This is a genomic window from Rhodococcus huquni (assembly GCF_055231055.1).
This window is the reverse complement of the sequence record NZ_JBUYWE010000002.1, coordinates 492,097-516,706: the sequence shown is the minus strand read 5'-3', so window position 1 is coordinate 516,706 and position 24,610 is coordinate 492,097. Positions and strand designations below refer to the sequence as shown.

At 65.5% G+C, this 24,610-nt stretch carries 26 protein-coding genes; 13 read left to right on the top strand and 13 right to left on the bottom strand.

Features of this window, described 5'->3' with window-relative positions; translation table 11 throughout:
- Positions 1-3 precede the first annotated feature (3 nt).
- Positions 4-1,518: an aldehyde dehydrogenase family protein gene (locus ACZI8R_RS06015; protein ID WP_463378660.1), complete on the bottom strand. Its 1,515-nt coding sequence runs from the start codon at positions 1,516-1,518 to the stop codon at positions 4-6.
- Positions 1,519-1,632: 114 nt separating this feature from the next.
- On the opposite strand from ACZI8R_RS06015, the gene ACZI8R_RS06010 reads away from it, so the two are divergent.
- Positions 1,633-2,775 (top strand): acyl-CoA dehydrogenase family protein, encoded by a 1,143-nt coding sequence (locus ACZI8R_RS06010; RefSeq protein WP_463378659.1) that lies wholly within the window; start codon positions 1,633-1,635, stop codon positions 2,773-2,775.
- Positions 2,776-2,785: 10 nt separating this feature from the next.
- Entirely contained in the window at positions 2,786-3,475 is a 690-nt protein-coding gene (locus ACZI8R_RS06005) for a GntR family transcriptional regulator (RefSeq protein WP_463378658.1), read from the top strand.
- Here ACZI8R_RS06005 and ACZI8R_RS06000 read toward each other — a convergent pair.
- Positions 3,472-4,107 carry a TetR/AcrR family transcriptional regulator gene (locus ACZI8R_RS06000; protein WP_463378657.1) on the bottom strand — a complete coding sequence of 212 codons (636 nt, stop codon included), beginning with the start codon at positions 4,105-4,107 and terminating at the stop codon, positions 3,472-3,474. The two genes, ACZI8R_RS06005 and ACZI8R_RS06000, sit on opposite strands and share 4 nt — an antisense overlap.
- Before the next feature lie 105 nt (positions 4,108-4,212).
- On the opposite strand from ACZI8R_RS06000, the gene ACZI8R_RS05995 reads away from it, so the two are divergent.
- Positions 4,213-5,037: an oxygenase MpaB family protein gene (locus ACZI8R_RS05995; RefSeq protein ID WP_463378656.1), complete on the top strand. Its 825-nt coding sequence runs from the start codon at positions 4,213-4,215 to the stop codon at positions 5,035-5,037.
- On the opposite strand, the gene ACZI8R_RS05990 is transcribed toward ACZI8R_RS05995, so the two are convergent.
- The gene (locus ACZI8R_RS05990) at positions 5,030-6,571 is read right to left on the bottom strand and encodes a SpoIID/LytB domain-containing protein (protein WP_463378655.1); all 1,542 of its coding nucleotides are present in this window, start codon (positions 6,569-6,571) and stop codon (positions 5,030-5,032) included. The genes ACZI8R_RS05995 and ACZI8R_RS05990 overlap by 8 nt on opposite strands.
- A gap of 243 nt (positions 6,572-6,814) precedes the next feature.
- Between ACZI8R_RS05990 and ACZI8R_RS05985 the strand changes: the two genes are divergently transcribed.
- Positions 6,815-8,968 (top strand): N-acetylmuramoyl-L-alanine amidase, encoded by a 2,154-nt coding sequence (locus tag ACZI8R_RS05985; protein ID WP_463378654.1) that lies wholly within the window; start codon positions 6,815-6,817, stop codon positions 8,966-8,968.
- A 30-nt stretch (positions 8,969-8,998) separates the two neighbouring features.
- Here the strand turns inward: ACZI8R_RS05985 and ACZI8R_RS05980 are convergent, their stop codons facing one another.
- Together ACZI8R_RS05980 and ACZI8R_RS05975 are read right to left on the bottom strand one after the other, a co-directional pair.
- On the bottom strand, positions 8,999-9,853 hold the full coding sequence (locus tag ACZI8R_RS05980) for an HAD family hydrolase (protein WP_463378653.1): 855 nt from the start codon (positions 9,851-9,853) through the stop codon (positions 8,999-9,001).
- 120 nt (positions 9,854-9,973) lie between these two features.
- On the bottom strand, positions 9,974-10,723 hold the full coding sequence (locus ACZI8R_RS05975; protein WP_463378652.1) for a lysophospholipid acyltransferase family protein: 750 nt from the start codon (positions 10,721-10,723) through the stop codon (positions 9,974-9,976).
- Between the two features lie 129 nt (positions 10,724-10,852).
- On the opposite strand from ACZI8R_RS05975, the gene ACZI8R_RS05970 reads away from it, so the two are divergent.
- Entirely contained in the window at positions 10,853-12,397 is a 1,545-nt protein-coding gene (locus ACZI8R_RS05970; protein ID WP_463378651.1) for a Rieske 2Fe-2S domain-containing protein, read from the top strand.
- Between the two features lie 9 nt (positions 12,398-12,406).
- On the opposite strand, the gene bfr is transcribed toward ACZI8R_RS05970, so the two are convergent.
- Entirely contained in the window at positions 12,407-12,892 is a 486-nt protein-coding gene (gene bfr / locus ACZI8R_RS05965) for a bacterioferritin (RefSeq protein ID WP_463378650.1), read from the bottom strand.
- A 93-nt stretch (positions 12,893-12,985) separates the two neighbouring features.
- Positions 12,986-13,168, bottom strand: a complete 183-nt coding sequence (locus ACZI8R_RS05960) for a (2Fe-2S)-binding protein (RefSeq protein ID WP_463378775.1) — start codon at positions 13,166-13,168, stop codon at positions 12,986-12,988.
- A gap of 118 nt (positions 13,169-13,286) precedes the next feature.
- Between ACZI8R_RS05960 and ACZI8R_RS05955 the strand changes: the two genes are divergently transcribed.
- Both ACZI8R_RS05955 and ACZI8R_RS05950 read left to right on the top strand, forming a co-directional pair.
- Positions 13,287-13,643: an ArsR/SmtB family transcription factor gene (locus tag ACZI8R_RS05955; RefSeq protein ID WP_463378649.1), complete on the top strand. Its 357-nt coding sequence runs from the start codon at positions 13,287-13,289 to the stop codon at positions 13,641-13,643.
- Positions 13,644-13,647: 4 nt separating this feature from the next.
- The gene (locus ACZI8R_RS05950) at positions 13,648-14,124 is read left to right on the top strand and encodes an SRPBCC domain-containing protein (RefSeq protein ID WP_463378648.1); all 477 of its coding nucleotides are present in this window, start codon (positions 13,648-13,650) and stop codon (positions 14,122-14,124) included.
- Between the two features lie 15 nt (positions 14,125-14,139).
- Here the strand turns inward: ACZI8R_RS05950 and serS are convergent, their stop codons facing one another.
- Positions 14,140-15,399, bottom strand: coding sequence for a serine--tRNA ligase (gene serS, locus ACZI8R_RS05945; protein ID WP_463378647.1), 1,260 nt, complete (start codon positions 15,397-15,399; stop codon positions 14,140-14,142).
- A gap of 33 nt (positions 15,400-15,432) precedes the next feature.
- Entirely contained in the window at positions 15,433-15,849 is a 417-nt protein-coding gene (locus ACZI8R_RS05940; RefSeq protein ID WP_463378646.1) for an ankyrin repeat domain-containing protein, read from the bottom strand.
- A 103-nt stretch (positions 15,850-15,952) separates the two neighbouring features.
- Here ACZI8R_RS05940 and ACZI8R_RS05935 point away from each other — a divergent pair, with 103 nt between their 5' ends.
- The 5 genes from ACZI8R_RS05935 to ACZI8R_RS05915 all read left to right on the top strand — a co-directional run bounded on the left by ACZI8R_RS05935 (position 15,953) and on the right by ACZI8R_RS05915 (position 19,883).
- Complete coding sequence (locus tag ACZI8R_RS05935) at positions 15,953-17,059, top strand: septum formation family protein (RefSeq protein ID WP_463378645.1); 1,107 nt, start codon at positions 15,953-15,955, stop codon at positions 17,057-17,059.
- Position 17,060: 1 nt separating this feature from the next.
- Positions 17,061-17,411 carry a metallopeptidase family protein gene (locus tag ACZI8R_RS05930; protein WP_463378644.1) on the top strand — a complete coding sequence of 117 codons (351 nt, stop codon included), beginning with the start codon at positions 17,061-17,063 and terminating at the stop codon, positions 17,409-17,411.
- Between the two features lie 143 nt (positions 17,412-17,554).
- Positions 17,555-17,860, top strand: a complete 306-nt coding sequence (locus tag ACZI8R_RS05925; RefSeq protein ID WP_463378643.1) for a PE domain-containing protein — start codon at positions 17,555-17,557, stop codon at positions 17,858-17,860.
- Between the two features lie 35 nt (positions 17,861-17,895).
- On the top strand, positions 17,896-19,086 hold the full coding sequence (locus ACZI8R_RS05920; RefSeq protein ID WP_463378642.1) for a PPE domain-containing protein: 1,191 nt from the start codon (positions 17,896-17,898) through the stop codon (positions 19,084-19,086).
- Entirely contained in the window at positions 19,083-19,883 is an 801-nt protein-coding gene (locus tag ACZI8R_RS05915) for an ESX secretion-associated protein EspG (protein WP_463378641.1), read from the top strand. Before ACZI8R_RS05920 ends, ACZI8R_RS05915 begins: the two co-directional genes overlap by 4 nt.
- A gap of 13 nt (positions 19,884-19,896) precedes the next feature.
- Here ACZI8R_RS05915 and ACZI8R_RS05910 read toward each other — a convergent pair whose 3' ends face one another.
- Genes ACZI8R_RS05910 through ACZI8R_RS05900 form a run of 3 tightly spaced genes read right to left on the bottom strand, consistent with a single transcriptional unit; the run spans position 19,897 to position 22,243 of the window.
- Entirely contained in the window at positions 19,897-20,568 is a 672-nt protein-coding gene (locus ACZI8R_RS05910; protein WP_463378640.1) for a histidine phosphatase family protein, read from the bottom strand.
- Positions 20,565-21,497, bottom strand: a complete 933-nt coding sequence (gene pheA, locus ACZI8R_RS05905) for a prephenate dehydratase (RefSeq protein WP_463378639.1) — start codon at positions 21,495-21,497, stop codon at positions 20,565-20,567. Before pheA ends, ACZI8R_RS05910 begins: the two co-directional genes overlap by 4 nt.
- 44 nt (positions 21,498-21,541) lie before the next feature.
- A complete protein-coding gene (locus ACZI8R_RS05900; protein ID WP_463378638.1) occupies positions 21,542-22,243 on the bottom strand; it encodes a hypothetical protein in 702 nt (233 codons plus the stop codon).
- Positions 22,244-22,335: 92 nt separating this feature from the next.
- On the opposite strand from ACZI8R_RS05900, the gene ACZI8R_RS05895 reads away from it, so the two are divergent.
- Entirely contained in the window at positions 22,336-23,106 is a 771-nt protein-coding gene (locus ACZI8R_RS05895) for a DUF2470 domain-containing protein (RefSeq protein ID WP_463378637.1), read from the top strand.
- Between the two features lie 5 nt (positions 23,107-23,111).
- Here the strand turns inward: ACZI8R_RS05895 and ACZI8R_RS05890 are convergent, their stop codons facing one another.
- Entirely contained in the window at positions 23,112-24,608 is a 1,497-nt protein-coding gene (locus tag ACZI8R_RS05890) for a serine hydrolase domain-containing protein (RefSeq protein WP_463378636.1), read from the bottom strand.
- Positions 24,609-24,610: the final 2 nt, after the last annotated feature.

The following is a 24,610-nucleotide window of genomic DNA, read 5'->3' as shown; positions in this document are numbered from 1 at the left end:
GAATCACCCATGTCGCTTCGCTAGTATCCACGCCGAGATCTTCATGTCCCGCGCCTTCCGCTCGAGCGTCAACAGATTCAGTGGGGCGTTGAACTGTTGCACCGTCATCGATTTCACCGTGCTGAATTCGCGGAGGCCGTCCGCGCCGTGAATGCGTCCGAACCCGGAATCGCCGACGCCGCCGAACGGAAGCGCGGGCACTCCGGCGAACCCGAGCACCGAATTGACGGTGACGACCCCCGACTGCAGGCGTTCCGCGATCTGCTTGCCCTTGGCCTTGTTCTTCGTGAACACCGATGCGCCCAGCCCGTACTTGGATGCGTTGGCCCGCTCGACACCTTCGTCCAGGTCGGCGACCTCGTTGACCACAACCGTCGGTCCGAACGTCTCTTCCGTGATCGCGGTGCTCTCCTCGGGGACACCGGTGAGCACGACGGGCTCGACGTAGCGTTCCTTCACGGAATCGACGCCACCGACGACCGCTCGCCCACCCTTCGACAGGGCGTCCTCGATCTGATCGCGGACGATGCCGATCTGCTTTCCGAGCGTCATCGGACCGTAGGTGGAATCCGGTTCACCACCCGGAGCGACGGCTGCGGCCTTTGCTGCCAGTTTGTCGAGGAACTGCTGATACACGGGCTTCACGACGTAGATCCGCTCGACACCAGCGCAGGTCTGACCCGCGTTGCCCAACGCACCGAATGAAGCGAACTCGACCGCCGCGTCGAGGTCGGCATCCTCGGCGACCAGCATCGCGTCCTTACCTCCGCACTCTGCGACGATCGGCACGAGGTTCTCCGCGCAGGTGGCCATCACCTTTTTCGCGGTGGCGGTCGAACCGGTGAAGGCGATCTTGTTCACGTCGGCCCGACACAGAGCGGCACCGGTCGAGCCGTCGCCCGTGATCGTCTGCAACACCGGCTGACTCGGCGCGATCGACTGCCACTTGTCGGCAAGCCACATCCCCACCCCCGGCGTGAGTTCGCTGGGCTTGAACACCACCGCATTGCCGGCAGCCAACGCGTAGGCGATCGACCCCATCGGCGTGTAGACCGGGTAGTTCCACGGACCGATCACGCCCACCACGCCATAGGGCCGATAGCCCACGTAGGCAGCCTGGTTCGCACTCACGAGTCCGGAACCGACCTTGCGCTGCTTCAGAATTTTCTTCGCGTGCTTGGCCGCCCAGTCGAGATGCTCTACCGCCAGCATGACCTCGAGGAGCGCATCTTCGGCGGGCTTACCGCTCTCCCGCGAGATGACGGCGGCGAGGCCGTCCGCATCCGCGGCCACCGCCCGCTTGAACTCGAGGAGCCAGTTGCGACGTCCTCGAAACCCCTGCACATCCCACCACCGGGCAGCTCTGTGTGCCTTGGCGACAGCCGCATCCACGTCGGCGATCCCCTGCAGCGGATGGGTGGCGATCACGTCGCCGTTTCGAGGGTCGAGGCTGTCGAACACTCCGGCACCGGTGTCGCTTTCACGGTCGGCATCGAACGGGGTCAGCTGATCGGTCATCGAGACATCCTTCGGCGTTGGCCACGCATCACATATATTTGATGTGATCTACTGTTGTGAAACTCACACTATGCGGACTTCGCAAAGCCGACAACCCCTCTCAGGAGTCGACCGATGACCAGCAGCTTCACCCAGGAACAGGCGGACTTCGCGAAGGCAGTGGCCGGCTTCTGCAAGCGCGAAGCAGGCACCCGTGAACAGCGTGACACCCTCACCGGACACGGGCAGCACACCCACAACCAGGCCGTCTACACGAAGATGGCCGAACTCGGATGGCTCGGCATCACGACGGCAGAGGAGTTCGGCGGTTCGGCCGGCACCACCGTGGACATGTGCATCCTCCTCGAAGAGTCCGCCAGGGGGATGCTGCCGATCGGTGGCATCGGTCCGACGCTCATCACCGGCGCGGCCTACGCGAACTTCGGAACGCCGCAGCAGAAGGAGGCCGTGCTCGGCGGCATCGTCCGCGGGGATTCTCAGTCGATCTCGATGTCCGAGCCCGAGGCGGGCTCCGATGTGGGCAACCTGTCCTGCCGGGCCGAGAAGGCCGACTCCGGATGGCTGATCAACGGGCAGAAGACCTGGTGTTCCAATGCGCACTTCGCCGAGAACATCCTGCTGGTGGCCCGGACCTCACGCGGCGACTCCAAGCACGAGGGACTCACCATGTTCCACGTCCCGGCGAATACCGAAGGACTGAACATCAGTGGCATCGACACGATGGGCGGCCGGGAGGTCAACGATCTCTACTTCACCGACTGCCACCTGCCCGCCGATGCGGTAGTAGGAGAGGTGGGCGCGGGCTGGACGCAGTTGATGACGGGCCTGAACATCGAACGGCTGATCCTGGCGGCCATGATGCTCGGCACCGCAGAACGCGCTTTCGCGGACGCCCTCGAGTTCGTCACCCAACGCAAGCAGTTCGGTCGCCCGGTCGGCACGTTCCAGGCCATCCGGCACCGAATCGCCGATCTCGCAACCGAAATCGAGTGCGGACGCCTACTGGTGTACGACGTGGCACGCAAGGTGGACGAGAATCCCACCAAGATGTTCCCGCGCGAGGCATCGATGGCGAAGCTGAAACTCACCGAGACCGCGAAGAAGGTGGCTCTCGAGGGAATGCAGATGATGGGCGGATACGGTTACGCGACCGAGTTCGACATGGAACGCCATGTGCGAACCACGCTGGTCTCGTCGATATACGGCGGCACCAACGAGATCCAGCGAGACATCATCGGCAAGACGTACGGCTTGTGAGGAGAGCGCGATGGCCACACGAACACCTGCCCCCGCGCTGAGGCGACGCCCGCAGCTGTCCGAGGACGTCGCCGACCACGTACGAGGTCTCATCATGTCCGGCGAAATCCGGCCGGGAGACTTCGTTCGGCTCGACGAAACTGCGGCGGAGCTGGGCGTGAGCGTGACTCCGGTTCGCGAGGCGCTCCTCACCCTTCGCGGCGAAGGCATGGTCGAGCTCGTTCCGCATCGCGGGTACGTGGTGTCGCCGCTGAGCCGCGACGACGTCCGCGACATCTTCTGGCTACAGGGCGTCATCGCAGTCGAACTCGCCCTCCGAGCAGCGCGTGTCATCACCGGTGACGAGATCGACGAACTCGAGAACTTCGGAAACGGTCTTCGATCGGCGGTCGAGCGACAGGACGCAGCAGAGATCGCGCACTGTGAGTTCGAGTTCCACCGGCACCTCAATGTGGTTGCGGGAGCGGGCAAGCTGGCCTGGTTCCTGCACAACGCCGTTCGCTACACCCCGCATCGGCTCTACGCGGCCGACAGATCCTGGGGAGAATTGGCAGTGGACTGCCACGACCAGTTGATCGTCGCCCTACGGGCGGGGGACCTCGAGCAGATCGCCGAGCAGACCCGCCGACAGTTCGACGACGGCGCAGAACGGCTCATGACACATCTCGACCGCGCCGGGATCTGGGCACAGCCCGCTTAGCCCCTCACAAGAGGTACGAGCACCGACACCGCGAAGCTGCGCATCTCGTCCTCGGTGTGCAAGCGCGGCGGGCCGTCCGGCGTCAGCAACAACGATTGTGCGAGCCGGGCCAGCAGGGCTGCGAGATCGTCCACCTGGCGGATTGCGGTGGGATCGTCCGGGGAGCCGAGCGTGCCCGCCCGTTCGCGGAGGTCTCGAATCCGCGGTGCGAGGAACTGCGAAGCCAGTTCGAGAACACTGCCCGCAGCGACCGTCAGACTGTGCAGAGTCTCGTCCCGGTCCACCTGCAACATCTGTTCGAGCAGGCGGTTGCCGCGCAGGGCAGTGATCGTGACGGTGAACATCCGGACGACATACTCGTCCACGTCGTCGACCCCGGCCAGTTCGTTCTCGATGTGCGACAGCACACGCGCAGCCTCGTACAGGTACGCCGCGGAGACGATGTCGTCCTTCGGCCCGAGGCGGCGATAGAGAGTCGCGCGGTTGACGCCGGCACGACGCGCGATGTCGTCCGTACTCGTGCGCCGCACACCGGTCAGGGCGAACTGTTCGAGCGCCGCCTCCAGGATGCGAGCGTCGATGTCGGAGTGGCTGTCATCGCCGAAAAGCGCGGACAGCAGGTCGGTGGTCATCACCGTCGAATCTAGCCGATCTGCCACCACCCATTGCCACCATTGCGCAACCATGCAACAGTAATCGTAATTACGTTGCATCTGCCCTCGACGCATGGGAGCGACATGAGCACTCGCCTGACGGAACGCCGCGGCCCGACACTGCGGGAGGACCGACTCGACCTGACAGATTTCGTCGGCGAGAGTTTCCTCTTCCTCGGGGCGGGTTCGACGGTCCTGCTGCAACTGGCGAGCCCCGGGGTGGGGCACGGAGTCGCCGACCACAGCACCACTCTGGTCAGGCCGCTCGACCGACTACGCACCACGATGACGTTCGTCTACGCCGTCACGCTGGGCACTCCTGAAGAGAAACAAGCGATCGTTCGACTGGTCAACAAGGCGCACGTCCCCGTCCGGTCCGACACCTACAACGCTTTCGATCCGGACCTGCAACTCTGGGTCGCTGCGACTCTGTACAAGAACGGCTCGGACCTCTACGAACGCTTCTTCGGGAAGCTCGACGACGAGACGGCCGAACGGATCTATCAACAGTCGGCGGTATACGGCACGGCACTCCAGGTCGACGAGAGCTCGTGGCCGGAGAGTCGGGAAGCATTCGACAAGTACTGGGATCACATGATCGAACACACCGAGGTGGACGATCAGGTGCGTAAATACGTACACGCACTTCTCGGCGGCGGTGACGTCCCGCTCGCCGCCCGAGTTCTTCTCCCTCTCAACCGATTCGTCACCGTCGGCCTGCTACCCCAGACCATGCGGGAGAAGTTCGAGCTTCCGTGGGATCCTCGCGATCAGCGCCGATTCGATGCGCTGATGCGACTACTCCCCATCGTGTACAAGCTCGTTCCCAAGCCGATTCGGTGGGCGCCCGCGCATCTCTATCTTTTCGACATGCGCCGGCGCCTCCGCAATCACCGACACGTCATCTGACGGGCTTGTCGCTGCTTCCACTGTCGGGCAACACCTCTTTGATGACGTTGCCGTCGATGACCTGCGCACCGAGAGTCTCGGTCCACACGATCGTGCCCTTCTCGTACATGCGGAACTTGCCCGCCTCGCTCGGCAGCATCATCTCGGGTCCGATCGGGGCACCGACAGTGCTGTCCGGACCGCCGATTTCGCGATACTTCTCGTCGATCGGCGAGCCGGGAGTCGTTCCGATCGGATCGTCCGGATCCACCTGACCGGGATCGTGTTTCGGCGCGTCGGGCACGGTCACGCCTTCGGCGACGGTGAACCAATCGGACTTCAGCTTCAGCTTGGTTCGCGCCTGCGCGCCGGTGACCTCGGCCGTACCCGTCGTACCGACGACCTTCACTGCAGTCGCGCGGCCGCCGTCGGCTCCGAAGTTGTTGCGCGACGTCACGTCGATCGACTGCAGTTCGCCGACCCCGAAGGCCGATCCGATGTCGCCGGCCGACATCGTGACGTTCCAGTCGTGGTGCGGCGACGCGGAATCACCCTGGTCCTCGACGGCCGGGAACTCGCCGCCCGTGGTGTATCCGCCCGTGGAAGAGGAGAACTCGGCGGCCACGACCTCATTGTCCTTCGTCAAGACCGTGCCCGTGGTGGACCGCACCGCGTCCGAAGTCCGCGGGTCCTCCTTGGCAGATCCGGTGTACACCTGGCAGCTCTGCGTGTCGCAGGTGCGCGCATATGTTTCCCGGTTCTCGGCCGCCGCATACGAGCGCGCCGCCACGGCCTGTGCGCGCAACGCCTCAGCGCCACCGGTGTCCGCCCAGTCCGCCCGCGACTCGGCGGGGACGACACCGAGCAGATAGTCGTCGATGTTCACCACGTTCACGGTGCGCGGTGCCGTGCCGTCGAGAGCGACCCCGAGCGAACCGCGATAGGGAGCGTCACCGGCACAGAATTTCAGGTGTTCGTTCGTGGGCCGGTCCGGGGCCAGATCGATCGGGTCGACCCACGGGTGATCCGTGACGTCCTGCCACAGCACGTCACCGGAGCATCCCGCGGTGACCACCACGTTGGCGCCGCCGCCGGGGATCGGAGTGAGGTGCACACCCTCCCCCGGCGCGACCTGCTTGCCCGCGACGACCGCGCCGGCGTCCGAGTACACGTCGAGCGGCTTGTCGTCGTGGCCCTGAATTCGCACGCTGATCTGTGCGTCCTCGAGATGACCGAGAGTGGTGCCGCCGTAGTAGTGACCGAGGATTCGCTCGGCGGCCCAGCCCTGATCCTTGGCATACCCATAGGCACCCCACTGGCCCATGCCGCGTCCGTGACCGTTGCCGTGACCCGTGATCGTGAACGGCGTGTCGGATGCAACAACCGAGGTCACCTGGTCGTCGGAGGTGGTTTTCGCGAGGTACACGCCGCCGGCGGCCGCACCGAGCGCCAAGGCCGGTGCGATACCCAGAGCGCTTGCCCGAAGTACGGTGTTGCGCCAGCCTGCGCGGCGCGGACCTCCCGCGATGTAGCGCTTCCTGAGAGAACTCGCCATTGACGCACTCCTCGTCGCAGAACCGGCCGAGTGGGGTCCGGTGAGCGTGGGTGAAAGATTTCCGATAAAGTCTCAATCTAAGGTTGAGCCTTACACACTTGTGTGACTAGTGTGGCAAGAGTGACTGGAGTTGGCAATATCCGACACGCCTGTCACAGCACCATCGCAAGTTGCAGACATACGCGTCCGGACCACGGACATCGGCCCTGGTCGAACGCTGGAACCTACAACTGAGGAGTCCCCTTGCCGCACCGTCGACCGAAGCCCTCGCTCGTCCTGGGGGCCGTAGCCGTCCTGGCTGTCGCAAGTCCTCTCGCGGTCTTCGGCATCACCAGCGCGCCCTCCGGCGTCCAGTCCGCCAACGAATCGTCGAACACCGTCGTGTCCACCGATATCGCCAAGGTGGCACTCGAGCAGGTACCCGACATCGTCATCCCGGTGAAGGACCTGACCGGCCTGAACGTCCCCGACGTCAACATCGGACAGCTCCGCAATCTCCCCATTCCGTCGAGCATCCAGATCCCCGACGGGATTCAGCTGCCGCGCGGTCTGAAAATCCCCAGCAACCTGGAGATTCCGCTCCAACTCCCCACCCCCGGTGATATCTCCGACCCCTCCGTCGCGCCGCCCGAGGACCAACAGCCCGGCGCGGTCGTCAAGGAACTCGGCCAGGACACACCGTTCAGCATGGTCGCCCTGACTTCCAACACCGTCGCCTCCGCCGAATCCAAGGTTCGCGCGATGCAGGAGGACGGCTCCTGGGGTCCCTGGATCACACCCGGAATGGTCGACAGCCGGGCCACCGACAACACCCGATTCGACGGCACCGTCGCCACCGAGCCGATCTTCGTCGGGCTCACCAAGGCCGTCCAGATCCTGACGCCGTCCATTCCGACGGAAGTTGCGGCACCTGCACCTGCCCCGGCGCCCGAAGCAGCACCCGCGCCCGAGGCAGCACCGGCTCCCGAAGCAGCACCCGCTCCGGAAACCCTCACGCCCGCCGAACCGGCGCCGCAGGGTGACGCTCCGCTCGGCTACACCCCCGCGTCGGTGAGCAAGCCGCTGCACGAACAGCCGGCACCTGCTCACACCGGAGCGGAGGACGTCACCGCCGTTCTCATCGAGCCCGGATCGGGCCCGTCCGACGGCAACCTCGGCGATATCGCGACACCGGCATCCGCCGGCGGACCCAACGTGATCACCCGCGATCAGTGGGGTGCCGACGAGTCGATCCGTTGCGAGGAACCGACTTACGACGACTTCCTCGGTGGCGCAACCGTGCACCACACGGCCGGTAGCAACGACTACTCCAAGGCCGAGTCCGCAGAGATCGTCCGCGGCATCTACGCCTACCACGCACAGACCCTCGGGTGGTGCGACGTCGGATACAACGCGCTCGTCGACAAGTACGGCCAGGTGTTCGAGGGTCGCGCAGGCGGTCTCGACAAGCCCGTCCAGGGCGCCCACGCCGGCGGATTCAACGAGAACACCATGGGCATCGCCATGATGGGTGACTACTCCTCCGTCGAGCCGACTCAGGAGAGCCTCGACGCCGTGGGCAAGTTCCTCGGCTGGCGTCTCGGCAAAGCCGGCCTGGACCCCAAGGGCCAGACCACCATGTACTCCGAGGGCACCGAGTTCACGCCGTACGCCCAGGGCCAGGCGGTCGATCTGCCGATCATCTTCGCCCACCGCGACGTCGGCAACACGACGTGCCCGGGTGATGCCGCATACGCCCACATGGACGAGATCCGCGATATCGCCGCAGCCAACGTCGCGGGATCGGATGCCGGTATCCAGGCGTCCGCACCGCAGGGCGACACGCCCGGCAATTCGCCCGGTACCAACGCCAGCGCCGATGCCGCCGGTCAGGTTCCGGCTCTCGTCAGCGAACTCGCACGCATGGCCGATCAGTCGCCCGTCGTCCAGAAGTGGATGGCACAGGGCGGAGATGCCGGTCGTCTGGGCCAGGCCCTCACCGGGCTGCTTCAGGCGAAGGCCGGAAACACCGGCGCGCAATTCGTCAACGGTGCCATCTACAGCGCACCCAACGGCGGCGTGTGGACGGTGCTCGGCGAGATCTTCAAGACGTGGGAGAGTCTCGGACTCGACAACGGCGAACTCGGACTGCCCACCTCGGACGAGTACGCGGTCCCGGGCGGCTTCCGAACCGACTTCGAGAACGGTTCGCTGGTCTTCAACGAGCTGTCCGGTCTGGTCACGAAGGTCTTGAAGACCTACAACGACACGTACCAGGAGACGTACTCGAACGGCGCCAAGGTCGAGGCCGCTGCACCTGCTCCGGCTCCGGCCCCCGCGCCTGCTCCTGAGGCGGCTCCAGCACCGGAACCGGCTCCCGCTCCGGCGCCCGAAGCAGCACCGGCACCCGTCGGCTGAATCTCGTAACGCGCTCGAGCGCTGGTGGTCTCAGGACCACCAGCGCTCGAGTACTTTCGCGACCCCGTCGTCGACGTTGGTGGTGGTGACCTCGTCCGCGGCAGCCTTCGCATCCGGGTGCGCGTTCTCCATCGCCACGCCGGTGCCGGCGAGCGACAGCATCGGGATGTCGTTCGGCATGTCCCCGAACGCGACGGCGAATGCCGGATCGACGTGCAGATACTCGGCCAGATACACGAGGCCCGACGCCTTGGTGATGCCGGCGGCGGAGAGTTCGACGAGGCCGTTGTCGGTCGAATACGTCAGATCCGCGTTACCCGCAACGTGCGGCGCCAACGCCTCGACCATCGACTGACTACTCGCGCCGGGAAGTCGGACGAGCAGCTTCACAGCTGGTGCCGACAGCAGTTCCATACCGGACAGTTCCGTGTTGTCCGGGTTGAGCCAGGCATGTTCGTAGCCGGGTTCACTGACGAACTGCGGAGTCGCCGCATCGTGCGCGCTCGCCCCGACCCGTTCGGCAGCAAGACCGGACCCGGGCAGTACCGTCGCGGCCAGATCGGCAAGCCATTCGAGCAGATCCACCCCGAGGGTCGCCGCGCTCAGGACCCGATCGGTCGCGCTGTCGTAGATCACCGCACCGTTTGCGCACACGGCGAGCGGCGCGAATCCGAGCCCCTCGACGACCGGTGGGATCCACCGTGGCGGTCGGCCGGTGGCCAGCACGAACGGAGTCCCCGATTCGACCACTGCGGTCACAGCCTCACGCGTCCGCGCGCTCACCCGCTCGTCGTGACCGATCAAGGTGCCGTCCACGTCGGAGGCGACGATGCTCGGGCGATTCGATGCGGACGTCAGGGATGGGGACGTCGGGTATGAGCTCACCCGCCCATTGTGCCTGCCGCCCACCCCCGGCCGATCTATCCCCGCCCACCCCCCGACGAATGTCACACCGGTGGTCGTGAGCTGAACGTGTGTGACATTGGTCAGTGGTCGGGGTGGGGATCAGGCCTCGCGGGACTTACGTGATGCGGCTTTCGCGGCCGCGTCGTCCGCGTCCATCTTGTCGGCTTCTTCGAGGGTGGGGGCACCGCCGCCGAGACGGGAGGGCACCCAGTACTCGCCGGCCGGGTGCTCGTAGTTCTTCTGCAGTTCGAGCAGCTGCTGCTGCATCGACGACCGGAGTTCGGCCGTGAGGTCCGCGACCGGTTCGTACGGGGAGATCGGCTTGCCGACACTGATCGAGATCGGGGTGTTCGTGCGGCCCAACCGCTTCGGGTAGCCCTTCGTCCACACGCGCTGCGCACCCCAGATAACGAGCGGGATGATCGGCACGTCCGCTTCCACGGCCATGCGCGCCGCGCCGGACTTGAACTCCTTGATCTCGAAGCTACGACTGATGGTGGCTTCCGGGTACACGCCGACGAGTTCGCCGCGCTGCAGATACTCGACGGCAGCCTTGTACGAATCGGAGCCGGCCGCGCGATCGACGGGAATGTGCTTGAGGCTCCGCATGATCGGGCCGGAGATCTTGTTGTCGAACACGTCCTTCTTCGCCATGAACCGGATGTACCGCTTCACACTGCGCACGGGCAGGCCTGCGTAGGTGAAATCCATGTACCCGGTGTGGTTGACGGCGATCACCGCGCCGCCCTCGGCGGGAATGTTCTCGGCGCCGTGGACGGTGAACTTCAACCCCTCGAACGCGAAGATCGTGCGGGCGAGTCCGATTATGGTTCGGTAGACAGGTTCCACAGTCGATCAGCGTAGCCCGTACTTCGTGGTCCGGCTCACTGTCGACGGACACCGAGCGGTCCGAGTGGGTCGACCGCAGCCATTCGCATACCCTGGTGTGGTCGCTCAGCTTTTCAGGAGGCAGAACCAGTGCAGGTCACCAGTGTCGGACACGCCGGCTTCCACATCCAGACGGACGCAGGCTCGATCCTGTGCGATCCATGGGTCAATCCTGCTTATTTCGCGTCGTGGTTTCCGTTTCCCGACAACACCGGCCTCGACTGGGATGCTCTGGGTGACTGCGACTACCTGTACGTGTCGCACCTGCACAAGGACCACTTCGATCCGCAGACGCTGACCAAACACGTCAACAAGGACGCGACGGTTCTACTGCCCGACTACCCGGTGCCGGACCTGCGCCGTGAGCTCGAGGCGCTCGGCTTCCACAAGTTCTTCGAGACCGAGGACTCGGTCAAGCACAAGCTCACGGGACCCAAAGGCGATCTCGACATCATGATCATCGCCCTGCGCGCCCCGGCGGACGGGCCGATCGGCGACTCCGGCCTCGTGGTCTCGGACGGCGAGAGCACCTGTTTCAACATGAACGACGCACGCCCCGTCGACATGGACGTGTTGCAGCAGTTCGGCAAGATCGACATTCACCTCCTGCAGTACTCAGGCGCGATCTGGTACCCGATGGTCTACGACATTCCGAAGAAGACGAAGGCCAACTTCGGGAAGCAGAAGCGCCAACGCGGAATGGACCGCTGCCGCAGCTACATCGAGCAGGTGGGCGCCACCTGGGTCGTGCCGTCCGCCGGTCCGCCGGTGTTCCTCGACGACGAACTGCGCTACCTCAACGACGATCACGGTGACGAAGGCAACATCTTCCCGGACCAGATCACCTTCCTGGAACAGATGCGCATCCACGGCAACAACGGCGGCATCCTCATGATCCCGGGCTCGACCGCCGAGGTTCACGGCAGCGACCTGGGGCTGACGCACCCGATTCCCGACGCCGAGGTCGACAAGATCTTCAGCGAGAAAGCCGCCTACATCGAGGACATGGCGCAGCGGATGGCACCGGTTCTCGCGGCAGAGAAGGCCACCTGGGCGCCTGCCGAAGGCGAGTCGCTCTTCGAAGGACTGAAGGCGAAGTTCGAGCCGATCATGCGACAGTCCGATCTCATCTGCGACGGGATCGGCTACCCGGTCGGACTCGTGATGGGCGACGAGACCGTGGTGCTGGACTTCCCGCAACGCATCGTGCGCCCCAAGGGTGAGAAGGACGGCAAGTACCGGTACGGATTCCGTATCCCCCCGGAACTGGTCCGCACGGTCCTGCGAGACGACGAGCCCGACTGGGTGAACAGCATCTTCTTGTCGACCCGCTTCGAGGCGTGGCGCATCGGCGGCTACAACGAGTTTCTCTACACGTTCTTCAAGTGCCTCACGGACGAGCGCATCGCGTACGCCGACGGCTGGTTCTCCGAGGCGCACGACGACGACGCGTCGATCGAGGTCGGCGGGTACGAGATCCAGCGGCGTTGCCCGCACCTCAAGGCCGATCTCTCGAAGTTCGGCGTCGTGGAGGGCACCAATCTCACCTGCAACCTGCACGGTTGGCAGTGGGATCTCGAGACGGGCCGATGCAAGACCTCGAAGGGTCACGAACTACGAGCGAAGAAGCTCTAGAGCAGAGCCTCAGCCGGCAGTGGGCGGCTGATCGACGAGCTGGGCCATGTAGAGCTGGTCGCCCATCTTGTCCATCAGCTCGATCTGCGTTTCGAGGTAGTCGACGTGGTCTTCTTCCTCGCGGAGGATCTGTTCGAGGAGACCTGCCGACGTGGCATCGCCTTTGGAACGGACCATCTGCACGCCCGGACGTAGCCGCTCGACGACCTCCACCTCGATAGCGAGGTCCGAGTGGAACTGCTCCCGCAGATCCTGGCCGATACGCAGCGGCAAGAGGCGCTGATAGTTGGGCAGACCCTCGAGCAGCAGAATTCGATCCGTCAGCTTCTCCGCATGAATCATCTCTTCGATCGATTCTTCGCGGGTTTTCGCGGCCAGTTTGGTGAATCCCCAGTTGGCCTGCATCTTCGAGTGCAGAAAGTACTGGTTGATCGCGGTCAGTTCACTGGTCAGCTGTTCGTTGAGTAGAGCGATAACTTCGTCGTCGCCACGCATTACAACCTCCGGTCGCCGGAACAAGAGCGACCGTATCAAGTGTCGTCCCCGAACCGCAGCCGTTCGAGAATGCAGTGGTTCGGGATCAGGTTGTCAGGCAGCCGTCGAGCTGCCGATCGAACGAGAGCAGAGGATCTCGTTCAGACGTTCGACGCAGGTACCACATCCCCATCCGGCTCCACACCGTTCGCCGATCGCGTCCGCGTCGCCCGCACCGTCGTCGAAGTGCTGGTGCACCTCGTCCTCGGTGACGGCCTTGCAGATGCAGACGAACATGTGGAACTCCCTCGCGACCATTTCGATTAGGTAAGGGTTACATCATTCCCGGCACTTTGCAAGGGTAGCCTGCCCAATCCGTTGACAGGTGACTATTTGGTCACCTATTGTCGAAACCGTGCAGGACGAAGACCTCGTGTTCAAGGCGTTGGCGGACCCGATCCGCCGCGTGCTGTTGGACGCGCTGTTCGAGCGGGACGGCCGCTCGCTCGGAGAGCTCGAGGAAGTCGTCAACGGCACCACCGAGATGACCCGGTTCGGAGTCGCGAAGCACCTCAAGGTGCTGGAAGAGGCCGGTCTGGTCAGCTCACGCAAAGAAGGTCGGGCCAAGCTCCACTACCTGAATGCCGTCCCGATCCAGTCGATTCACGAGCGTTGGATCGGCAAGTACACCCGTCACACCGAACACATTGCGACGTCCCTGCTGGGTCTCAAACGTGGCCTGGAGGACGGCGTCGACGACACCGAGGAGTAGGACCATGACCGACAATCGCGTGTACAGCATCTATATCGATGCCCCTGCCCAGAAGATCTGGGACGCCATCACCTCGTCCGAGTACACCTCCAAGTACGGGTACGCCGGCCCGGTCGAGTTCGACCTCGTCCCCGGCGGCAAGTACACCGCGTACGCCAGCGACGAGATGAAGGCGATGAACATGCCCGACATCGTCGTGAACGGCGAGGTGATCGAGGCAGACCCGCCGAAGCGTCTCGTGCAGAAGTGGAACCCGGTCTGGCTCGAAGACCCCGCCACCACGTTGACTTGGGAAATCACCGAGTTCAGCAACGGACCGTGCCAGCTCACGCTCACCCACGACGTGACCGGCGCGCCCGAGACGGACCGTCAGACTGCGGGCGGTGCGGACCCGGCAACCGGAGGCGGCGGCTGGCCGTGGGTCCTGGCCAGCATGAAGACCCTCATCGAGACCGGCAAACCCATGACCGGAATTCTCTGAGAGGTCGACAGGCGCTCAGGGTTTGCGCAGAACGTCCGTTCCCACGAACGGAACCAGGGCCGCCGGCACCCGAACGGAACCGTCCGCCTGCTGGTGATTCTCGAGGATCGCAACGAGCCAGCGGGTGGTCGCGAGTGTTCCGTTGAGGGTGGCGGCGGTCTGCGGCTTGCCGTTCTCGTCGCGGTAACGCACGGACAGACGGCGCCCCTGGAAGGTGGTGCAGTTGGACGTCGACGTCAACTCCCGGTACGCCTTCTGCGTCGGAACCCAGGCCTCGCAGTCGAACTTGCGGGCCGCCGACGACCCGAGATCGCCGCCTGCCACGTCGATGACGCGGTACGGCACCTCGATGGCGGCCAGCATCTCGCGCTCCCAAGCCAACAGCCGCTGATGCTCGGCGTCGGCATCCTCCGGCTTGCAGTAGGTGAACATCTCGACCTTGTCGAACTGGTGCACGCGAATGATGCCGCGGGTGTCCTTGCCGTAGCTGCCCGCTTCGCGGCGGAAGCACGAGGACCACCCGGCATAGCGCTTGGGGCCACCGTTCAGGTCGAGAATCTCGCCCGAGTGGTAACCCGCCAGCGGAACCTCCGAGGTGCCGACGAGGTACAGGTCGTCGTCTTCGAGGTGGTAGATCTCGTCCGAGTGTGCACCGAGGAAACCGGTGCCCGCCATGATCTCCGGGCGCACGAGCACCGGTGGGATCATCATCTGGAATCCGTTGGCCATCGCCTTCTGCGCAGCCAACTGGAGCATTCCCAGTTGCAGCATCGCACCGAAGCCGGTGAGGAAGTAGAACCGGGCACCCGACACCTTGGCGCCACGTTCCATGTCGATCAGACCGAGCGATTCGCCGAGCTCGAGGTGATCCTTCGCCTCGAAATCGAAGTCCGGAACGTCGCCGACCGTCTCGAGCAGCACGAAGTCGTCCTCGCCACCGGCAGGTGCGCCGTCCTGCACGATGTTGGAGATGGCGCGGTGCGCGGTGTCGAGCGCAGCATCGGCCTCGTTCTGAGCGGCCTCGGCCTGCTTCACCTTCGCTGCGAGTTCCTTCGAACCCTCGAGCAGGGCGGGCCGTTCCTCCGGAGAAGCCTGGCCGACCTTCTTTCCGAACGCCTTCTGCTCGGCGCGCAGGGTGTCGCCTGCCAAGACCGCGGCACGACGGGAGGCGTCCGCCTCGAGCAGTGCGTCGACCAGAGACGGATCCTCGCCTCGGGTTCGCTGCGACTGCCGTACGGCGTCGGGGTTCTCACGGACGAATTTCAGGTCAATCACGACTCCAAACCCTACCGGGCGTGTGAGCGGCGATTATTCGGGTTTCGGTTCGAGGAGTTCGAGCAGATCCTCGCGGCCGAACATCCGGGCCGCATCGATCGCGGTGGGGTGGCCGGTCGTGGCGCTCGCCCCGCCCGCGACCAGTGCGCGCACCACCGCGTCTTCCCCTTTGAAGAGCGCCCCTGCCAGCGGCGACTGTCCCCTGTCGTTGAGTCGATCGACGTCCGCGCCGCGGTCGATCAAGGCCTGCACCGCAACCGAGTGACCGTGATAGGCCGCAAGCATGACGAGGGTGTCGCCCTTCTCGTTGGTGAGGTTCACCGGCACTCCGGCATCGACGTAGGTGGCCAGGGTGGCGGCATCGCCGGTCCGCGCACTGTCGAACACTCGACCCGCGAGTTCTTGCAACTGTGGATCGATGTCTTCGCCGGACCGTGGTTCTTCGCTCATGCCGTTCGAAACTAGTCGGCAGCGGCGCCTGCAACCACACGCCGCGGCACGATTCGACCGAGTTGTTCGGCAAGGCGCACGGGAGCAGGCATGATGGACGGCGATGTCCGAAGAGCAGCCCGAACCCAAGGATCCGGAGTCGCGCGGGAGCAAGAAGTGGCGACCCCCGCAGACACGAACCATGTCCGCGTCCACGACGCGACGTGCCCTTCTCGCCGTCGCGGTGGGCGCCGTCGTGGCTGCGATCGCGACCTTCGCCATATCCGGCGGGTTCAATCGAAGTGACCGGCTGCCCACACACGCCAATGCGGCGGGGAACCATTCCCAGTCTTCCGAGCCGGGCGAGTTCGATGCCGCGACCACCGGAGACTGCCTCGACTGGACCCAATCGGAGAACCCGGAGGAAGACCGTCAGGACGTCGCGCGGGTGGACTGCGCCGAGGAGCACCGCTTCGAGGTGGCCGCACCACTCGACCTGAGCGTCTACCCGGGGGCCGAGTTCGGCCCGGGCGCGCGCTACCCGGGCGCCCTCCGTTTCGCCTCGCTGCGCGACGAACACTGCGTCTCCGCAGTGAACTCCTACCTCGGCGCCAAGTTCGACCCCTTCGGCAAGTTCAGCGCCGGACTGATGTTCCCCAGCGAGCCGGCCTGGGCGGACGGGGACCGCACCTTGCGCTGCGGCATTCAGCTGTCGAGTACCGCAGGCACCCTGCTTCCCTTCGCGGGCGCTGTCGCCGGCCAGGACCAGTCGAACGTATGGGATACCGGAACCTGCATCGGCATCAATCAGAACGTGCCGGCCGACCCCGTCGACTGCGCGCAACCACACGCGTTCGAGGTCATCGCCGCGGTCGATCTCAGCGGCCAGTTCCCGGGGGCGATGCCCTCCGTCGAAGACCAGGACAGGTACCTCGAAGGTGTCTGCACCCAGTCGTCCAACGAGTATCTCGGCTCGGCGGACGCACTGCGCGACAAGACCCTCACCCTGTTCTGGGACAACCTCGACCTCGACAGCTGGCTCGCCGGCAGCCGCAAGATCAACTGCTCGGTGGGCAAGGAAGTCGACACCGGCGGGTTCGCTGCCGTCACCGGCACCGCGAAGGGTGACATCCTCATCGACGGCGCCGCCCCCGTACCGCCGCCGCCCGTACCCGACGGACGTTCGCTTCCGATTCCGCTGCCCGGCGCCACGCCCCCCGAAGGGAACTGACGTGTCGGTGCACATGACACCGGAGCGCTTCGAGGAATTGGTGGGTGACGCACTCGACCTCATTCCGCCGCAGCTCACGGCGGCTCTGGACAACGTCGTCATCCTCGTCGACGACCGCAACGACGAGGAGCCCACCCTACTGGGGCTCTACCACGGCGTCGCGCTGACGGAACGGGACAGTCATTACGGTGGGTCGCTGCCCGATACGATTACGGTGTATCGCGACGCACTTCTGGATATGTGCAGTTCAGAGACAGAAGTGGTACATGAGGTAGCTGTGACCGTGATACATGAGGTTGCGCACTACTTCGGGATAGAAGAAGATCGTCTGCACGAGCTCGGCTGGGGATGAACGAACGCTCGAAGAAACTTCGGGCACGGGGGAACCAAAGAGCACGTTGCAGCGTCCAAGAAACCAGGACGTGTTCGATAAGTAGTTTGCAGTCGTCCAGGGGGGCCTCTGCCTCCATGACCAGGTAGAAGGAGTTCGACGTCGTGCCAGCCCTAACCGTCAGCCCCGAAGCTCTCATCGCCGCAGCCGCCGAGTTGGATCTGTTGGCCGCCCGCCTACAGACTTCGGTCACGGCCAATTCTGCAGCCATTCGCGTTCTGCCCTCCGGTACCGAAGAGGTCTCGCTGCACGCCGCGGGCTACTTCAACACCGTCGCCAACACCTTCCTGCCGGCCGTCACCCAGGGGATCGCCGAGATGCAGGCAACTGCGGCCACCTTGCGCCAGCAGGCAGCAACTTATGTCGCTCAGGATCTCGCCGGGGGCGCGTCCCTCGACGTGATCATGTAATTCGGCACACCAGAACCTTCAGGGGAGAACGCAACATGACTTTGGGACTGACAGGCGTCATCTGGTTGCCGCGCGGAGCGACCGTGAACTCGACGACTCTGAACGCCGGCGCCGGACCGGTGCCGCTCAGCGTCGCCAGCGCAGCCTGGACCGCACTCAGCGGTACCTTCCTCGACGTGAACGCGACGCTCGTGCGCGTGATGGCAGAGCTGGGCGCAGGCTGGCAGGGCATCGCCTCGGCTTCGGCCATCGCGAAGATCGCCCCGTTCGCCCTCTGGACGGCCGAGTGCACCGAAATGGCCGCCGACACGGCCGCGAAGGCCGGCCTCGAAGCGGGCGCGTACACGACCGCACGTCTGATCATGCCGAGTATCCCCGAAATCGTGGCGGTGAAGACGGCCAAGGCCACGGCGTACAGCACCGGCGGCGCCCTCAACGGCAGTGCGGCTGCCGCCGAGGCTGTGGATCGCGCGATGGACATTCGCGCGGGGATCGTGATGGAGGGGTACGAAGCCGCTTCCAACATCCTCGCGTTGCAGCGCACCTACCGTCAGCCGCCGCGGATCGTCACGAAGGCGGACGGCGAGTCCTACGAAAGCTTCGACGAGATCAGCGATTTCGAGAAGGACCCCGTCAAGGCTGCCACCGCCGCCGCGATGGCTCTCGGCCAGAACCCCGGCGTGACCACCGCGGCTTCTCAAGCCGGCAGCATCGCGAGTACCACCGTGTCCACCGCAACGTCCGCGGCGAGCAACATCGGCAGCGCCGCGGTGAGCGCGTCCACCGGTGGCGTCAACTCCGGGGCACCCATGATGGGCGGTGCACCCATGTTCGGCAGCGGCATGTCGGGCAGCGCAGCCACGTCGGCAGCATCGGCCCGCGTCCCCTCGGCCGGAGGTGTCGGTGTTCCCGGCGCTTCCAGCGGTGCCGGACTCCCCGAGGGCTGGGGCAAGGCCGACGGCGGCGGGCAGGGCCGTCCGGGTGGCGGAGCCCCCGCTGCGGGTGTCGGGGAAATGCGCGCGGAAACCACTCCCCCTGCCGGCGCACGCGGCGGTTCGGGATCCGGCCCCATGATGGGCGGACGCGGAATGGGTGCCGGCAGCGGCTCGAACGACGACGCCGAGCGCGACACTCCCGAGTACCTGAAGAACTTCGAACACTTCTCCGATGGTCGGACGGTCATCCCGTCCGTCATCGGCGCCGACCCGGAGCAGACTGGACGTTGATCGACCTCGGAACGACACTCGGCACCAGCACCTCCACTCTTCCGCCGGTCACCCTGAGCCTCGACGAGATGGAATTTCTCGTCGACAAGCTCTCGCTGGACGTGCTGCCGGTGGTGCTCGATGCCAACCCTCGTCACGAGTCTCTCGATGCCAGGGACGCCGCGTTCCGGGAAGCCACCGAGAGCCTCACCGAACGGGACCTGCTCCAGTACGGAACCGTCGACCAGGCGCTCGAGGACCGGCTGAGAATCCTGGCCCGCCCCGCCTGGGAGATCGCGGTGCGGTGGTACGTGTCCGGGTCGGTGTCACGGCTGTGCGTGTCCCACAGTGCCGACATGTCGGTGCTCGCGATGCGGGCGGGCGACGATTTCGTGATCCAGGACGCGGGCCTGGATCTGTTCGCTCCGATCGTCAACGCGCTCGGCAATTCCCAGCCGATGAAGTTCCAGAACGTCAACGCTCCCACCGCCGATCTCAGCGCCGCATTCGACGACGGGATCGACGGCGCCAACCTCGCGGACCGGCTTACGCGGCTCGGTGTGCCATCTCAGGATGCGGGTCCGCTCGGCCGGGCGATCTACGGGTGCGACACCCATGCCGAGATCGTCGGAATCGCGTACGGCGACGGCCAGCACGACCCGGTCGGCGGGCCCGTCACGGTGTTCGACACCGAACTCGGCCGCATCGTGGGGACGTCGAGTGTGTCGGCCCACGGCGTCGCCTGGTCTTCGCTCAGCCCCGGCACCACCCCGCGCCTGCGTCAGGCGCTGGAATCCCTCACGGACCGGCTGCAGTAACGAAGGGCTGCGGTCAGCCCATGGGGTCGTCGGCACCCGGAATCACCGTGTGCTCGAACGGCGGTTCCACCGCACCCCAGCGCACGCATTCCCAGCCGCCGCCGTGCGTGGGAACCAACTCGACGGTGTGGGTGTTCGACAGGTGATTGTTCGCCGCGAACAGCCCCGGCACACCGGACAGGTGTGCGCCGACCAGACGAATCGCTGCGCCATGACTGACCACCACGACGTCACCTCCGCCGTTCGGGTCCTCGAGAAACTCGTCGCGTAGCGCGGTGAGTACAGGCACGTACCTGTCGAGGACGTCGTAGCCGGACTCCCCACCGGGCACGTGAGCACTGAGGTCACCGGTGTGCCACTGATGGAACGTCTTCACGAACAGCTCGTGGGATTCACGATCGGTGCGATCCTCGAGCTCGCCCGCTTGCGCCTCGTGAATACCCTCTCGCAGCTGCGCCGCGACGCCGGATGCCGATTCCACGAAACCCGCCGTCTGCCGGGCGCGCAGCGCCAAGGAGGAGACCAACACCGCCGGCGTCGTCCGGGCCGCCAGATTCCGTCCGAACAATTCGGCCTGGGCCAAGCCGTCCGGCGTCAGCGGTGCACCCGGAAGCCTGGTGTCCAGACGCTTGGCGACGTTGGCCTCGGTCTCTCCGTGGCGGACCAGGATCAGGCTGCCACTCACGATTCGCCGTCTCCCCTACGTATCCGTTCGATCCAGTCCGTTGCTTCTTCGTCGGACGACGGCGGCGGGCCACTCGGATTGGCTGCGGGCCAGGATCCGAGAAAGAGGACGTCGGACGTCCGATGCACGGCCCGAAAAGCCTCCCCGACCAGCGGGTCGTCGATATGCCCTATGCAGTCGACGAAGAAGCGGTACGTGCCCATGCCGGTACGCAGCGGACGTGACTCGATGCGGGTGAGGTCGATTCCTCGACTCGCGAACTCGGACAGCACTCGTACGAGCGACCCGGGGGCATTGTTGGGAAGCAGAACTGCGGCGGTGCGGTCGTACCCGGTGCGCTTGGGCGGCGGTGCCGGACGAGTCACGAGAACGAACCGGGTGCGAGCGCTGTCGACGTCGGCGACACCGGACGCAAGGGTGTCGAGGCCGAGCCTCGTGCCTGCCAATGCAGTCGACACCGCGGCGTCCGCGACTCCGGCCGCCACGTCTTCGGCGGCCCCGGCGTTGGAGGACGCCGGCTGCAGCTCTACGCCCGGCAGGTTGCGGGCCAGCCATTCGCGTACCTGCCCCGACGCGTGCGGATACGCACGAATGGTTCGTACGTCCCCCAACGCAGTACCGGGCCGGGCGAGGATCGAGAACGCGATGTCCAGCTCGGTCTCGGCGACGATCTGCAGGCGGTCACCCGCTGCGAGCGAGTCCAGAGTCGGAGTGACTCCACCCTCGACCGAGCTCTCTATGGGGACTACCGCACCCTCGACCGAACCGTCCCTCACCCTCGCCAGGGTTGCCGGCGGATTCGCTGCGGACACCCGCTCCACGGCGCCGTCGAAGGCACCGTCTGCCTCCAGCTGAGCAAGAGCCATTTCGGTGAAGGTTCCGGAGGGTCCGAAGTAAGCGATACGAGGCACGCCTACGAGATTACGCATCGAACGAAAAGGTCCGGCGGATTGTGCGTGAAGTTTCGAGGGGCCTATTTCAGACCCAGGGCGGCCAGCTCCGCACCGACACCAGCGGCGTCCGGCACCTCGATCGCGATCAGAACCTCGCGAACGGCCGCGGCGGCGTCCGGTATCAAGGCCGCGAGGCTGTCGCAGTCCGGGGAGGCGAGGGCTCGACGCACGTCGTCGCCGCGCAACGCCGCGACCGTGCCTGCCAGGATCGACAGCGCTTCTGACGCACTGTCCGCCCGAGCCACGAAACCGGTATCGGCGTGAGCGAGGACGGCGAGAAAGTCCGCGACGGCCACCACCGAACACCCACGTCCGAGGCCCGGAATCTTCCCGCCGTCGACCAGAGAACGGGCCGCATCGGCGAGCTCCAGATCAGTGTCGTCGGTGGGCGGATAGATCGCGAGCGGCGAAGGCACCCGCAAGGCAATCGCCTCGTCGAGATCCCCCGCGGAGCAGTCCAGCTGATAGCGGACCGCTTCGTACCCGGCCTGGTCCGCGCCGCGAATCTTCGCGGGGTCGACGTCGAGATCCACCACGATCCGGCCCAGTTCGTGCCCTTGTGCACCGAGCAGTCCCGACGCCGGGACGACGGGCGGACCGCACACCGGGGAGGTCGTTTCGCGCACCGAATCGGCTCGCTCGAAGCGCTCGCTCAGCAGAGCGGACAGCAGCGTCTCGGGGCCGGCTGGCCGGGGCATTCCGAGGGTGAGATCGATCGACACTCGTCCACCGTAGTTCGTCGAAGGGGTTGCGACTTACGCCACACGATATTAACTTAGGCTTACCTCATTCACTGACCTCGCAGGAGGGCCCGATGGCCACCACGACGACACCCAGCGGTCCGACAACGGCCGAACGCGTTCGTAGCTCGTGTGCCCGCACGAGAGATGCCGTGCTCGCCATCGAAGGCAGCGGGCCCACGACCACGACAGTCCATCACCTCCTGCCGAGCGGCGACGTCGTCGTCGCGGTACCGGCCGACTCGGCGGCAGCGACGCTGGCCTGGCTCGCCGGCGGTGGCGGCCTTCCGGCAGTTCTGGAGCTGACAGACCAATCCCCGCTGTCGCTGCGCGAGCCCGTCCGCTCGCTCGTGTGGCTACGCGGCACCCTCCACTCGCTCTGCGAGTCGCATTCGCGGGAACTCGCCGACGAGGTCGCTGCCGAATTTCCGCATCCAGGACTGCTCGATGTCGGGCACACCTCCGTGCTTCTTCAGCTTCGCCTCGATTCGGCGGTAGTGGCGGATTCGAGTGGGGCCGAGCCCGTCCAGGTCGAGCAACTGCTCGGCGCGTCGGCCGACCCCTTCTGGGAGATGGAAGGCGTCTGGCTGCAGCACCTCGACGAGGACCACCAGGACCTCATCGACCTGCTCACGCGGAAGCTTCCGCCCGCGATGCGTACCGGCCGGGTCCGTCCACTCGGTATCGACCGCTTCGGCTTGAATCTCCGGATCGAGAACGAGGACGGAGATCGCGACGTCAGACTTCCCTTCGCGGAGCCCGCTCACGACGCGACGTCGCTGAGCCGCGCCATCCGACTGCTCGTCGGCTGCCCGTTCGTCAACGGACTCCGCGCCCGCAACTGACCGAATCAGGTGGTGGACCGCTGCGCTCCGAGAGCGTCCGAGAATCGCTCGTGCTCGAGCACTGCACGCAGGACCAGCAGAGCAGACACGAGGAACACTTCACCGAGAATCACCCAGAACAGCAACGCGACATCGGGCGCCCACAGGGAAACGACTTGGACTGGGGCACCGACCAGCGCGGGCACCCCGAGCAGGCCGGCGAAGAGCAGCAGTCCTCCGACAATTGCGGCAAGCACCACACGGAGCACTACGCCACGTGTGCGTCTGGTCCGCAGGTCTCGCCGAGCCAACGTGAGCACGATTCGAGTGATCCACACGAGGAGTCCGGCAGCGAAGGCCACGAGTGCCGCCAGCATTCCTTCGTAGAATCCGATCCCGGAATCGGCTGGGTCCGTGGGGCCGAGCTGAGAGCGCACCACCTCGCGGGCAGCACCGGCCAGCGCGTCGGCTTCCATCTCTCCGTAGCTGTTGGCAACGAGCACGACGGCGATGTCACGCTCCGGTATCAGCGCTACATGGGTGAAATAGCCTGGAACCGCACCGGAGTGCCATCTCACCTCGGTCGACGCCCCCTCGTCGGCGGCCATCTGCTCGACGTACCACCCGTACCCGTACTCGGTTCCGTGACCCGTGTCCACCAGATCCGTGCGCCGCTGCTGTGCATCGGACTCCGGCGAGGCGAGATCCCGCAGTTGCAGCGACGCATAACGTCCGAGGTCGTCGACCGATCCGGCCAAGTAGCCGTAGCCGAAGCCGGCTGTGTCGACCCCGGTGTCGATCTTCCTGGGAACCGTGAAGAACGGGACATGCCCTGGCGGAACCTGCTGTTCGAATGCGTCTGCGGTCGAGATGACCCCACCCGCTCCGGCCGGTTCGGCAACCTCGCGTTGAACCGCCACGTCGTACGGCTCGCCCGTCACCTTCTCCACCACGGCTTGCAGCAGCAGATAGTTGACGCTCGAGTAGCGGAACTTCCCCGCCTCACCGAGGGGCAGATCGCGCACTCCCGCGAGTGCGTCCGACGCGGAACCTCGGCGGCCCCAATCGTCGGTGGTGCCGAGATCGTGTGGGAGACCGCTGGTGTGGTGGATCAGGTCGGAGATTACCGTACTCGGCGGCAACACACCTTCCATCTCAGGAAGGACGGACACCACCGGCTCCGCGAGATCGACCCGCTTCTCTGCTGCCAGGCGGGACACCACGAACGCCGTGAACGATTTGGACACCGAACCCCAGACGAACGGCGTGCTGTCGCTCACCGCCCGGCCGTCTCCGTCCTCGCCGGTCACCCCCTGGTCCACGACGCCGCGACGATCCACCACCTCGATCGCGACACCGGGAACATCGAACTCGCTCGCGAAATGCTGTGCTTGCGAATCGAGTTCGTTCTCTTCGCGCGCCGCCGAGGCAGGCGCTCCGAGCGTGACGATACCGACCATCACGGCAAGGAGCACCGCCACCGAACTCGACGACTTTCGGACCCGACCCGCTCTTCCACCCACGC

Bases quoted from the DNA above. Each gene is read 5' to 3' on its own strand.
- ACZI8R_RS06015 (WP_463378660.1), bottom strand. From the start codon at position 1,518: ATGACCGATCAGCTGACCCCGTTCGATGCCGACCGTGAAAGCGACACC.
- ACZI8R_RS06010 (WP_463378659.1), top strand. From the start codon at position 1,633: ATGACCAGCAGCTTCACCCAGGAACAGGCGGACTTCGCGAAGGCAGTG.
- ACZI8R_RS06005 (WP_463378658.1), top strand. From the start codon at position 2,786: ATGGCCACACGAACACCTGCCCCCGCGCTGAGGCGACGCCCGCAGCTG.
- ACZI8R_RS06000 (WP_463378657.1), bottom strand. From the start codon at position 4,107: ATGACCACCGACCTGCTGTCCGCGCTTTTCGGCGATGACAGCCACTCC.
- ACZI8R_RS05995 (WP_463378656.1), top strand. From the start codon at position 4,213: ATGAGCACTCGCCTGACGGAACGCCGCGGCCCGACACTGCGGGAGGAC.
- ACZI8R_RS05990 (WP_463378655.1), bottom strand. From the start codon at position 6,571: ATGGCGAGTTCTCTCAGGAAGCGCTACATCGCGGGAGGTCCGCGCCGC.
- bfr (WP_463378650.1), bottom strand. From the start codon at position 12,892: ATGCGTGGCGACGACGAAGTTATCGCTCTACTCAACGAACAGCTGACC.
- ACZI8R_RS05960 (WP_463378775.1), bottom strand. From the start codon at position 13,168: ATGTTCGTCTGCATCTGCAAGGCCGTCACCGAGGACGAGGTGCACCAG.
- ACZI8R_RS05950 (WP_463378648.1), top strand. From the start codon at position 13,648: ATGACCGACAATCGCGTGTACAGCATCTATATCGATGCCCCTGCCCAG.
- ACZI8R_RS05940 (WP_463378646.1), bottom strand. From the start codon at position 15,849: ATGAGCGAAGAACCACGGTCCGGCGAAGACATCGATCCACAGTTGCAA.
- ACZI8R_RS05935 (WP_463378645.1), top strand. From the start codon at position 15,953: ATGTCCGAAGAGCAGCCCGAACCCAAGGATCCGGAGTCGCGCGGGAGC.
- ACZI8R_RS05920 (WP_463378642.1), top strand. From the start codon at position 17,896: ATGACTTTGGGACTGACAGGCGTCATCTGGTTGCCGCGCGGAGCGACC.
- pheA (WP_463378639.1), bottom strand. From the start codon at position 21,497: ATGCGTAATCTCGTAGGCGTGCCTCGTATCGCTTACTTCGGACCCTCC.
- ACZI8R_RS05895 (WP_463378637.1), top strand. From the start codon at position 22,336: ATGGCCACCACGACGACACCCAGCGGTCCGACAACGGCCGAACGCGTT.